Source organism: Nitrobacter sp. Nb-311A, from assembly GCF_000152905.1.
Classification (GTDB): Bacteria; Pseudomonadota; Alphaproteobacteria; order Rhizobiales; family Xanthobacteraceae; genus Nitrobacter.
In genome coordinates this window covers 231,974-244,137 of sequence record NZ_CH672418.1, presented here as the reverse complement: position 1 = coordinate 244,137, position 12,164 = coordinate 231,974, and the positions used below count along the sequence as shown (strand labels likewise).

Here is a 12,164-nt window from a genome sequence, read left to right as displayed (position 1 = left end):
ACGCACAGACAGCATCAAACAAAAGATAAGTATGCTTCTGACTCTATCAGGAGCAGAGAAAGAAGATCGTGAATGCGCAAAGGCGGTTTCGCAGAATTCTGTACCGCCTCACAATTGCACTTACGTCATCGTTTGAAGGTAATCTCGATGATACTTGATCTCGAAGAAGCGCCGGACACGACTAAGTCAACACATCGAACAGGAAATAGAGCGCCACTCCGGACTCTATTAAACGCGAAGAAAGAAGATTTTGAGTACGCAAAGGCGGCTTCACAGAATTCTGTACCACTTGCGGCTTCGCTTATAGCGTTGCGATGAAAGAGAGCGAGCGAGTCTCGCGAAGCTGCGCGCACCGCCAGTCAGTAAAGTCGAGCATCACGACAATCGGGCTGTGAGGCTTTCGGATTTTCTAACGCGTTATCGGGCCGATCGGAGATACGCATCCGTCAGCGTGAGGCTTCGACGCGCGTCGATCCGATAATCTGCGGTAGCGTGCCTGTGGGAGACGGATCTGCCTTCGCTTCGTCGGACGACAGCGGCGCCTTCGTCATCATATTCGGAAAACGTGAACTCATTTCGCGCAGGAAACCACTCAGCGTATCTACCTTCGCCGCCATCTTGGCGATCTGCTCAAACTCGGCGCTGTTGCTGGATGCCGGCTTGCTCGCGGTATCGAACGCGAGCTTGTCGGCGACGCCGTTCATCAGCGGCGCATATTTCTCGCGGAAACGCGCAAGCCCCAGCGCGTCCTCGGCGAGCGCATAGCCGATCACGGCGCGGATGATATCACTCTTCTCATTCGAGGTGAGCGGCGTGAAATCACGCCAGCGCTCGCCGTAATAAAGCTCGATCTGTTCGGACGCCTCGCGCCAGCGCCGGGACGCCCAGTAGATATCGGATCGCAGACGAATTGCCTCCCGCCCGGTGAGATTGGAGATAATGTCGAGCGCGAGATCGCGGCGACCGATATCGCTCTGCGCACGCGCCTCAAGCAGCAAGCGTTGCTTACGCAATTCGCCGGCGAGGTCAGCGATCCGCGTCGTGCGAAGTGCGGCGATTGCCCGGTCAGGCTTGCGGTTCATCAGATAGACTATCGCCAGCCGCGCGGCGACCTGCGCGCGCGCCGCACCCTCAAGCCTATGATCAATCTGGTATTGCAGGAGTTCGCCCGCCTGATCAAGCAGATCAAAGGCGACCAGCCGATCCGCGAGCCGGCGGATCATTTCGTCGCCGCGGCGGCCAATCGGCGTCAGATCACGATAGTCGTAGAACATCGCCAACGCATCAATCGGTGGAAGGTTGTCGCCTTTCGCGCTGAGGAAGAGCTGGGCGAACAGCGCCGCCGCATCATCTTGAATCTGGCGGGACACCGCGGAGTCGGGCTCCAACCGCGTAGCCGTCCTTGAAACCGCCAACGCCTCCGCATAGCGGCCCGCATCGATATAGAGCGCCATCAGCATTTTCAGCGTCTGCACTTCCAGCCCGTCGCCGCGCCACATCACCGACAGCGTTTCGAGATCGCGCAGCGCATCATCCGGCTTGATCTCTTTGCGCTTCTGTCGCAACGCAATGTCGTGAATCTTCGCTTCAGTCGCTGCTTCGCGGTCCGGCGAGGCCATCACCTCCTCATATTGAGCAAGCGCATCGTGGTCATGCCCGAGTGCTTCCGACAGCCGGCCGCGCATGACCGTAATTCTGGGCCTCAACTCGTCGGGAATGCCGAGAGCGTCGAGATCACTGCTACGCGAAGCGGCGCCGGAAAAATCACCGACCTCAAGCGAAGCTCGCATCGCAGCACTGACGATCACGCGCTGCAAATCGACCGGCAACACCGATATGGCGAACTGAGCGCTTTTGAACTTCTCTCGTGCTTCCGCCCACTTGTGTTGCTGCGCGAGCGCAAGCGCCTTCCAGAGTTGGGAATCGTAATTGGCTCCGATCGCCGGATTGGCGAGATCCCGCATCGCCGACGCCGTATAGTTTGTCAGTGAACTCACAACCGAATGCATGATCAGCAGAACCGGATCTTCCTGTCCAGGATTCAATTCGGACAATGCGAGGTCGAGAACCGCCCTGGCTTCGTGATAGAAGCCGCGCGCCATATAGAAGCGGGCGAGGTCTTTCCGCGCTGCGGCCCGCACATCATCGTCACTCGCGGTTGACGCTGCGTTGACCAGCTCATCGAGCCGTTTAAGGAAATCGGCCTTGCTGTCCTTCCGCCATTGCTCGATATCGAAGATCGGCTGCGCCGCGGTTGCTCCGCGCCCGGGCGTGGCATTGGCCGCCGACAGGGTAAGACCGCCCTGCCTGGTCACCGTGACCTTGTCGGGGCCGACCTCGACGGCGATATCGTCGGACTTCGGCTCGATCACGACGCCATGGATGGTCTCATTCAGCGAGAACTCCACGAATTGCTGGCGACTGATGAAACCGCGTGCCGGTGGCAGCGCGGTCACCACCATCAGAGGACTGCCGGAATCGGGATCGACGATCCGGTGCAGCCTGCCGATGCCCGCGAGCGGCACAGCAACGCTTGCGTGAGCCCGATCGACCACATTCCGCTGGGTAGAGAGCGCACGCGATGGGTGTTGCACGGTATCAGCAAACATCACGATCCAGCTCCGGCCCGCCATAGCGGGCGCTAAGTCCTGCGGGTCTCCGGTCGAGAGGGAAGCCAGTAGCGGACGGGCCAGGCGGATACGAATTGCCTGACCTTTGTCCAAAGGACGACGATCAATGTCAGAGATAAGCGACCCGCCCTCCTTCCGGATCGCACCGATATCGATCGGCTGGTCCGAGTCGAACACCAGCCACACCGTATCGGCCCGCCGAAATAGTGCGGCCGGCGCTGGCGCGCCGAAGCCGAACGTCAGACGAAAACCCTCGGTGCGCCTCTCAGCATCGAGGGTCACGGCATCCTTCGCGCCTTTCTTCATTGATGACGCCGGAACTGTTGCGGCCTCCGGCGCCGCCGCTGCCTTCTCAGCGTTCTGCTTGCCGGAACTATGTTCGGCTTGCTTGTCCTCTGCCGGCTTTGCTTTCGAAACGCTGTCAGGCATTGGCGCGGGGGGCGCTTCGGCGGCAACCGGCTTCTCGATCCGGGGCTGAACAGGGGCCGGAGGTGCAGCGACGGCTGGGGCTACCCCGGTCGTTCTTTCAACCGGCGCGGATTTAACATCAGGCCTTGAAGGCTGGACCGTCAGGCCGGCTTGCTCCGCAGCCTGCGAGGCCGGCGCGGGAATCTCGGCCGCCCTCTCGGCGGCATTGGCCTGCGGCCGGGCTTCGGTTGGCGCGAGCGGCAGTACCGGTTTGCCGGTCTGCTGAAAGCCGATATCGACGATGTAGTTCTTCTCTTCATGAAACGAATGCACATCGACATCGCCGATCAATTTCATCTCGATCCGCGAACCGTCGCCTTCGACCTTCTGCACGATCGAGCCGATATTGGTCGGCGCCACCAGTCTTGCATCCGCCAGATCAAACGTCAGCGCGGGTTTGAACAGCAGCGACAGTTTCTGCTCATTGAGGGCGGAAGATACGCCGGCGCCGTCCGGCAACTCAAAAACATAGCGCACAAAGGTCGGCTGCACCGAAGCGCGCACCCGAACCGGCGACCGCTTCTTCGCCGCTGCGAGGCTGCGCTGTTCGCGCAAAGCGCGTTCGGCGGCACGGGCACGCTCCGCAAGTTCCCGGACCACCTCCCGCGGCAGTCCAGGCGGCGGCCCCTTCCAGCCGTCAGGCATCAAATCGATGAATATGCGCTCGCCGGCCGTCATTGTATTGACAGTGACCTTGCGCGCCAGGGCCAGACGGATGGCCGAACCATCCGGATCACGGCGCGCCGAGCCGACATAGTCCGGCGCCGCGTCCGAGATCCTGTCGACGGGAATATTCACCGGCCGGTTGAATCGGATCACAAGGACGGTGCCAGCCACCGTCACCTCGGAATCGACGTCGTCATCGAGCTTGAGCATGAGGCGCGCAAAACCATTCGCCGCCACAAAGCTCGCCTCTCCCCGGACGCCCTGCGCGCGGCCTGCATCGGGAAACGCCACGGTCAGCAGCAGCACGGCTATTGCGAGCGTCGGAATAAGGCCGCGCCAAAGCCGCCGCGCGCAAGCGCGCGCTTGCGACCAACATCCAGCGGCAGTCGTCCGCGCCATTCCAGACCGTCTCTCGACTCAAAACTCGTTGCCGGGGACTGAAGGCCCGGCTGACCTTGACTTTAGAGTTGTGACATTGAGGACTTGTTAAACAACGATCGTCAGTTGCGAGGATGCAGTGTGGGCTTGCCCTCGATCTTCGGAAGATTGGAGGTCTCGGTCGTGGTGTTGCCGCTCGCACGGCGCGCCAATTCGACCGTCAATCGTTCCGCAGCTTCGGGAGACATCTGACCGAGAATGTCCGACATTTTGCGCGGCGCGATCTTCGAGGCGATCTCGAACAGCACCGGCATTTCCAGCCGGTCGAAAACCTTGGCTGCCTCCTTCGGCTTCATGTTCTCGTACATCGTCACGAGCCCCTTGAAGCGGGCAATCTCGGCCTCGTTCTTCTCTTCGGTTGCGGTCGCGATCCGCGCCTCGATGCCCTTCATCTGCTCGACGCGGCCCTGGATGCGCTCTTCAGCGGCCTTCAGCAGGTTTTCGCGAATGTCAATTTCTCGTGCACGCGCTTCGAGCTCCTGTCGCCGGCTCTGAAGACGCTCGAGAATGGCCCGCTCGGATGGCGATACAGACCGGCCCGGCTCCGGGATAGTGAGCACGCCCTCCTTCGCCTCTCCCGGCTTGTCTGCCGCCCGGCCAGGTTCTTCGTTCTTCGCTTCACCCTTTTCCGCATTATCTTTGCCGGTGCCGTCCTTGTTCTTCGTCCCGACCGATCCGGTGATGTCACCCGCGTCCGGAGTCGCGCCTGGAAAATTCAGGTTTTCCTGCGCCCATGACTGACCGGCCGAAGCCGGCTGGACATCGAAGACATAGCCGCCGTCGATCACAAGCCCCGCAACCTTGAGCACCGCGAGACCGAAGATCGCAACCACTACGACGGGAATGACCCGGATGTCTCTGAAAGCACTCATGCGGCGATGCCGTTCGTCCTTCTGCGTTCGGAAAATGCCCTCGCCGCGGCTGCGACGGAGCGGGCATCACTCGTCACGGCCTCCGGTTCCGGAGCCGTCGCCGGGCGCGCCGCAAGCGCGATCCTGCTCAACCGCCGCATGACGGCGTCGCCCTCCGCCAATTGCTTCGCCAACTGCCGCGATAAATCGGTCGCCAACGCAATCTGGTTGCCGAGATTGTCGTTGACGTCGCGTACAGTGTGCTTGAGCCCGCCGATGGCGCGCTCGGCGATTTCCGTCGCCGTGATCAGTTCACTGATCGTCGCCTTCAGCGACTGTTCATCTGCCCTCCGCCGCTTCAGCCGCTTGTTCAGCAGCATGCAGTAACAGATCGTCAGAACGAGAAGAACCGCGACAAGGCTCTCGATCGCGAGTCCGAAAGAGTGGTTCATTGGGCCTCCATCATCTTGGTCTGCTCGTCCGCTCTCTCGAACATGGCAAAGGTGGTGTTAGGTTTACGCAGATTCCTCGACACGCGAATGGCGACGCGGTCGCCAACCCGTCCCATGCGGCCTTCGGTGAGCGTAACGCTGCCGCACCGAACCGCTACCGACGCATCGGGCCGCATTTCAAGCGCGAGCGTGTCACCAACCTTCAGGGTCATAAGCTGCTTAAGCGGGATTTCGGCCTCGTACAGCACCGCGTCCACGGCAATCTGCGCCTGCGCGATCTCGGTGGCGAGGTGGCTTTCCCAGATCGGATCACGGCCGAACTTTTCACCCATGAACATCTGCAACAGGACGTTGCGGATCGGCTCAATGGTGGCGTAGGGAAGCAGCAGTTCGATGGTGCCGCCGCGATCTTCCATGTCGATCCGCAGCCGGACCAGGATCGCCGCATTGGCCGGACGGGTGATCGCCGCGAACCGCGGATTGGTTTCGAGACGGTCGATCGAAAACGACACCGGCGACAGCGGCCGGAACGCCTGCTCGGCGTCGGCAAGCACGACCTCCACCAGCCGCTTCACCAGATTGGTTTCGATCGTCGTGTAGGGCCGGCCTTCGATACGGAGCGAGGTCTGACCGCGACGGCCACCCAGCAAAACATCGATCATCGAGTAGATCAGGCTGGAGTCCACCATCGCCAATCCGAAATTCTCCCACTCCTCAGCCTTGAACACGCTGAGTACCGCTGGCAGGGGTATCGAATTCAGGTAGTCGCCAAAGCGGACCGAGGTGATGCGGTCAAGCGAGACCTCGACGTTGTCGGAAGTGAAATTGCGCAGGGACGTCGTCATCAGCCGCACCAGGCGGTCGAACACGATCTCCAGCATCGGCAGGCGCTCATACGACACCATCGCCGAGTCGATGATCGCCCGGATGCCCGAATTATCATCGACGTTGATCTCGCCGACGCTGAATCCGAGCAGACTGTCGATTTCCTCCTGCGACAGAACCCGCTCGCCGTTTTTGCCGTTGCCGAAATTGCGACCGCCGTCGTCGACCATGGCGGCCCATTGTTCCGCCATCGCCTCCGTGAGTTCGTTGGCGGCAGCGGACTTCGAAGCCTCGGCCGGATCCTCCGAGTCGAGCGAGGCTTCCCACTGGGCTGCGATTGCATCCTGATCGAGCTGATCGCTTTCGTCCGCCATGATCCCGTTCCGGCGCTAGCGCCCGTTTCCGTAGTTCGCAAAACCTCGCGGCATCCTTCGAACGAGCTCCGAAACAAAGGACACCAGCGCTCTATAAGTCCCTGGAATTCCGCTCTGCGATTTTGAAATCCCTGATACGAATCTGCGGCCCGTGATGAGGAGCTTCATCTCTGCGGTACTCATCACTGGATAACGACTTCCTTGAACAGCACAGCATTGATGTGATCGGGCGAGATCACTTCATTCACCCGTCTGGTCAGTTCTTCCTTCAGGCGGAACAACCCGGCTGAACCGTTGAGATCACTCGGGCGCAATTCGCGCATATAAGTCTGAAACAGATCGGTGACCCGCGGCAACGCCGGCCTGATCTTCTCGGCCTGCGGCTCCTCCTTCACCTCGAGAACGACCTTCACTTTCAGATATTGCACCCGCTCGCCGGGCGCGCCGACCAGATTGACCAGCATATCCGGTATATCGACGAAGGCCGGTGGTTTCGGCGGTGGCGCTTCGGCATGCTGTTCGCCGCCGTGATGGCGGAACAAAAAGAACCAGACGCTGCCGCCAGTGACGAGAATCAATGCGAGGCCGACCACCGCGATAATCAGCTTGAACTTTTTTCTGGTTGGAGGCGTGTCTCCGTCTGCCGCTTTTTCAGTCTGATCATTCTCTGCCATCGTCAGCTCGCCCTTTCATCAGGGTCGGTCCGATGCCACCGAGCAGGCTGGATACGCAGAACAGATGCCGCCGGCGCACACGCGCCCGTTGCCTTGACACTCCTATCCGGACCCGAAGTTCGTTGCTCCCCGCAAAGGCTTGCGAACTACGAATTCGACATTCCACCAGCATCCATTCTGGTGCGTTCTGGTCAGAAGCTCGCTTTCCAGGTTGCGGCGAAAATGCGGAAAACTTCTGAGCTGCCACACTAGGTGCGCAATGGTTAACGGAACCTTTCTTTTAACCATGACTAGGAACATTTTGCCGGGCCGACATGGTCAACAGGACCTTAATTGCCGGGTCTTCCCACTCGCCATTTTTCAATAAATGACTGATAATACGTAGTTTCTTGAGCTGGCACGGCTTTCGCTACCCCTTTCGCCGAACCGGAAGGCTTGGGAGAGCCTCAAGGTTCGATCAATCCGGTGTGACGGCCTGGGAGGGCCTTCTTCACACGGATTCACAAGGGGAGAACCACCGATGGAGAATGCCCTCCTCATCGGACTGTCGCGGCAAATGATGCTCGAACGGCAGATTGATGTCGTTGCCAACAACGTCGCGAACGTCAACACCAACGGTTACAAGGCCGACCGCTCGCTGTTCGAGGAATACCTGATGCCGGGCGCGCACGAAGACAACTTCGTCGGCCGCGACCGCCGCTTAAGCTTCGTTCAGGACCGCGCCACCTTTCACGACTTCGCTGGGGGCCCGACCGAGCAGACCAAGAATCCGCTCGATGTCGCCATCGACGGCGAGGCGTTTCTGGTGGTGCAGACGCCCAACGGCGAACGCTACACCCGCGACGGCGGATTGCAGATCAATGCACAAGGGCAACTGGTCACGGCATCGGGCTATCCGGTGCTCGGCTCCAACGGCCCGATCAGGTTCCAGCAAACCGACCGCGACATCACGATTTCCGCCGACGGCACCGTAACTGTAATCGAGGGCCTCAACAACTCAACGAACTCAATCCGCGGAACGCTGCGGCTGGTCTCCTTTCGGCAGCCTCAAAAGCTGATCAAGGAGGGCTCCAACCTTTATGCCGCTGGCGAAAGCAATTTCGCTCAGCCGGACACGAAGTCGCAAATCCATCAGGGCTTCATTGAGCGCTCCAACGTCAGCGCGGTGACTGAGATGAGTCGCATGGTCCAGGTATCCCGCGCCTACACGCAGATGGCGACACTGTTGCAGCAGCAAAGCGATCTGCAACGAACCGCCATCGAAAAACTGGCCGACGTTCCGGCATAAGGAATTCAGATCATGCGTGCTCTTTATACTGCGGCAACCGGAATGGCGGCTCAGGAACTGAACGTTCAGGTCATCTCCAACAATATCGCGAACCTGCGCACCACCGGTTACAAGAAGCAGCGGGCTGCATTTCAAGACCTGATCTACGACCATGTCCGTCGGGTCGGCGCGCAGGCATCGGCTCAGGGCACCATATTGCCCGTGGGCATCGATCTCGGCGGCGGCGTGAAAACAGTCGGAACACCGAGGCAGATGAGTCAAGGCACGCTGTCGCAGACCGGCAACGATCTCGACATCGCCATTCGCGGTGAAGGCTTCTTCAAGATCCTGATGCCGGACGGCACCTTTCAGTATACCCGCGACGGCACGTTCCAGATGGACAACCAGGGCCGCATCGTCAACGCGCAGGGCAATCCGGTGCAGCCAACGATCACGATCCCGCAAAACTCCGCGGGCATCACCATCAACTCGCAGGGCCAGGTCTCGGTGACGCTGCCGGGGCAGACCACTCCGACCGTGCTCGGCCAGATCGGCCTGACCCGCTTCATCAACAAGGCGGGTTTGCAGCCGGTGGGCGATAACAACTTCAAGGAGACGCCCGCCTCCGGTCCTTTCCAGGACGGCATCGCCAATATCGACGGCTTCGGCGACATGCAGCAATCTAGCCTTGAGCAGGCCAATGTCGAGGTGGTCTCGGAAATCTCCGATCTGATCGCCGCACAACGCGCCTACGAAATGAACGCCAAAGTCGTCAGCGCCGCCGACCAGATGCTGCAATCCGCATCCGCGCTATTCCGCTAGGAGGCGACCATGATTGTCCGCTCCTTCCTCGTCGCTGGCGCGATGCTGGCGGCGTCCATTCCGGCGCTGGCCGGCAACGACGCGACTCCACGCCACGCCGTCCTGGCGAGCACGGCTGCCATTCCGACCCCTGTGCTTCGCGGCCGTGTCGATCTTACGGGCGATGTGGTTCGGATCGGCGACCTCGTCGATAACGCCGGCAAGGCAGCGCAAATCGCAATCTACCGCTCTCCCGATCCCGGCACCACCGGCACGCTGCCGGCTACCCAGGTGCTCGATATTCTCCGTGCGCATCAGGTGATCGGCGTCGACACGCACGGCCTTCGAAACGTCGCGGTGACACGGCTCGCCCGCACCCTGGAGCCGGACGACGTCGAATTGCAGATCGCGGTCGCGCTCGAACACCGCAATGGACTTGGCGACGCCAAGGACCTGCTGCTGACCTTTGATAAAGACCTGACAACGATCCATCTCGATGCCGCGAACAATGGCGCCATCAATCCGGTGGTAACCCGGTTCGACCCGCGCAAGGGCCGCTTCGACGTCACGCTCGAGATCGGCAACGACTCCGGGGCCGCACCGACGCGCCTCCGTTTCACCGGCGTTGCCGTCGAGACTGTCGAAGCCGCGGTGCTGGCTCGCGACGTCGACCGTCACACACTGCTGAAATTTTCCGATGTCGTCATGGAGCGTCGCCCCAAGGCGGAGGTCGGCCGCGACGCCGCAAGCCACGACCACGTCGTCGGGATGCAGACGCGGCGGCAGATGCGCGCCGGTCAGGCGCTGCATGGCGCCGACCTGACCAGGCCGGACCTTGTGCAACGCGACGAGGCGGTGACCCTGATCTACCAGGCTGCGGGAATCTATCTCACCGTGCGCGGCAAGGCGACCGAGGCCGGCACTGAGGGGGATGTCGTCAGTGTTCTCAACCTGCAATCGAAGCGCACCGTATCCGGCGTGGTGGTCGGGCGAGGTCAAGTGTCGGTGTCTCCCGCCGCTCCGGTTGCCCCGCGCAGGCTGGCGAGCGCCGAGCCGGCAGAGGCGACGGCTTCCATCTCCCCCAGGAGCGGCGCGACCGCATCTTCAGAAGCCGAGTAACGTTCATGTTGAAGTCCGCGCCCATTAATCGCATCGTTCTCACCGGCACATTGCTGGCGGCCGCCGCGCTTGCCAGCGGATGCTCGTCCATCAATCGCCTTTCGCAGATCGGCGAGTCACCCAAGCTGACGGCGATAGACAATCCAACGACGCAGCCCGGTTACAAACCCGTGCAGATGCCGATGCCGAAGCCGGAGACGGTGTCCTACAACGCCAACTCGCTGTGGCGGAACGGCTCCCGCGCGTTCTTCAGGGATCAGCGCGCCGCGCGGGTCGGCGACCTCCTGACCGTGATCGTGAACTTCACCGACAAGGCCAACATCGCTAACCAGACCCAGCGCAGCCGCATTAACAAGGAAGATTCCGGCATCACCGATTTCATCGGCAGCAAGACCATCAGCAATCCAGCAACCGCGGTACTACCCGGCCGTATCCTGACCACCGACTCGACCTCGTTGAGCGACGGCAAGGGCTCGGTCCAGCGTCAGGAGAACCTGCAGACCCGCGTCGCCGCGGTCGTCACGCAACTGCTGCCGAACGGCAATCTTGTGGTCGAGGGCAAGCAGGAAATTCGCGTCAACAACGAAATCCGCGAATTGATCGTCGCCGGCATCGTGCGGCCGGAGGATATCCAGAGCGACAACACCATCGATTCAAGCAAGATCGCGCAGGCCCGCATCGCCTACGGCGGTCGCGGCCAGATCAGCGATGTTCAGCAGCCGCGCTACGGTCAACAGGTGATGGACGTACTGCTGCCGTTCTAGTGCGGTGGTTCAAAAGTTCGCTTTCAGTGTCCAGGGAGTCTGCCAGGCGAACTTCTGATCCTGAACCACACGAGAATTATAAAGTTACGAGTGTCCCTTTGATTTCGAAGTTCGCACCAAAGGTTGCTGCAAGGGTATGCGAACTTCGGAATCGGGACACTAGCCTCTCGAAGCTCCCCGCCGGATCGCGAACCCAGGCGCGAGACGGCGACGACCCGGCGATGCCATGCATCGTCCGGGGATGCGGCCTCCGGCGGCTCCCCTGCCGGAGGCCGTATCTATCGCTGCGGAACGTCGATCAGGCATCGTTCGTTCGCTGACGAGCAGCGAAATTTAATGAATCCTGATCTGTGCGCTACGACCTGGATGGTTATATGTCCAAGACATTCCGCAAGCGCCGGAGCGTCCAATGACCATCGCCGTCCGCGTCCTGCTTGTCCTTGCCACTTGCCTGATCGGCTTGTCCAACCCGGCACAGGCGCGTCACCGTCATGTCTACGTGCCCATCCCTTATGCGCCTATCGTGATACCCGCGCCGTCACCTCGCCTCCCGGTCGGTGGGGTCAATCAGCCCGGCGTACCCAACACATCGTGGCCTGGAACCATCGGCACCGGCTCCGTGCCGAGCGGCCTGAATGGCGACAGTCCCACCACGCCTGGATTTCCCGGGAAGGTCGGGCGCGACTAGAAAGAGCAAGGTTCCCCGCCTAGCATACGACCTGCTCTTTGCAAAAATAGGGGTTTGAAGATTCAATCCTCGTGTCACCGCATTGCGTCGCGCATCCGATCTTGGGAATTGGATTCCAGATTCGCCCTACATTGCCGCAAACCGGCG

At 60.9% G+C, this 12,164-nt stretch carries 10 protein-coding genes; 5 read left to right on the top strand and 5 right to left on the bottom strand.

Going from position 1 to position 12,164, the window contains the following annotated elements:
* Positions 1 to 446: 446 nt before the first annotated feature.
* From NB311A_RS14385 to fliL, 5 genes are all read right to left on the bottom strand, one after another.
* On the bottom strand, positions 447 to 4,163 hold the full coding sequence (locus NB311A_RS14385; protein ID WP_009799343.1) for a hypothetical protein: 3,717 nt from the start codon (positions 4,161 to 4,163) through the stop codon (positions 447 to 449).
* Between the two features lie 101 nt (positions 4,164 to 4,264).
* Entirely contained in the window at positions 4,265 to 5,074 is an 810-nt protein-coding gene (locus NB311A_RS14380) for a MotE family protein (RefSeq protein WP_009799342.1), read from the bottom strand.
* Positions 5,071 to 5,505 (bottom strand): DUF6468 domain-containing protein, encoded by a 435-nt coding sequence (locus tag NB311A_RS14375; protein WP_009799341.1) that lies wholly within the window; start codon positions 5,503 to 5,505, stop codon positions 5,071 to 5,073. The genes NB311A_RS14380 and NB311A_RS14375 overlap by 4 nt, the downstream gene beginning before the upstream one ends.
* Positions 5,502 to 6,704 (bottom strand): flagellar motor switch protein FliM, encoded by a 1,203-nt coding sequence (gene fliM, locus NB311A_RS14370; protein ID WP_009799340.1) that lies wholly within the window; start codon positions 6,702 to 6,704, stop codon positions 5,502 to 5,504. Before fliM ends, NB311A_RS14375 begins: the two co-directional genes overlap by 4 nt.
* Positions 6,705 to 6,886: 182 nt before the next feature.
* Positions 6,887 to 7,378, bottom strand: a complete 492-nt coding sequence (gene fliL / locus NB311A_RS14365; RefSeq protein WP_009799339.1) for a flagellar basal body-associated protein FliL — start codon at positions 7,376 to 7,378, stop codon at positions 6,887 to 6,889.
* A 520-nt stretch (positions 7,379 to 7,898) separates the two neighbouring features.
* Between fliL and flgF the strand changes: the two genes are divergently transcribed.
* The 5 genes from flgF (at position 7,899) to NB311A_RS14340 (ending at position 12,017) form a co-directional block, all read left to right on the top strand.
* A complete protein-coding gene (gene flgF / locus NB311A_RS14360) occupies positions 7,899 to 8,666 on the top strand; it encodes a flagellar basal-body rod protein FlgF (RefSeq protein WP_009799338.1) in 768 nt (255 codons plus the stop codon).
* Positions 8,667 to 8,678: 12 nt separating this feature from the next.
* Entirely contained in the window at positions 8,679 to 9,467 is a 789-nt protein-coding gene (gene flgG, locus NB311A_RS14355; RefSeq protein WP_009799337.1) for a flagellar basal-body rod protein FlgG, read from the top strand.
* 9 nt (positions 9,468 to 9,476) lie between these two features.
* Positions 9,477 to 10,565, top strand: a complete 1,089-nt coding sequence (gene flgA, locus NB311A_RS14350) for a flagellar basal body P-ring formation chaperone FlgA (protein ID WP_009799336.1) — start codon at positions 9,477 to 9,479, stop codon at positions 10,563 to 10,565.
* 5 nt (positions 10,566 to 10,570) lie between these two features.
* Positions 10,571 to 11,329, top strand: coding sequence for a flagellar basal body L-ring protein FlgH (gene flgH, locus NB311A_RS14345; RefSeq protein WP_009799335.1), 759 nt, complete (start codon positions 10,571 to 10,573; stop codon positions 11,327 to 11,329).
* Between the two features lie 409 nt (positions 11,330 to 11,738).
* Positions 11,739 to 12,017 carry a hypothetical protein gene (locus tag NB311A_RS14340; protein WP_009799334.1) on the top strand — a complete coding sequence of 93 codons (279 nt, stop codon included), beginning with the start codon at positions 11,739 to 11,741 and terminating at the stop codon, positions 12,015 to 12,017.
* The last annotated feature ends 147 nt before the right edge of the window (positions 12,018 to 12,164 follow it).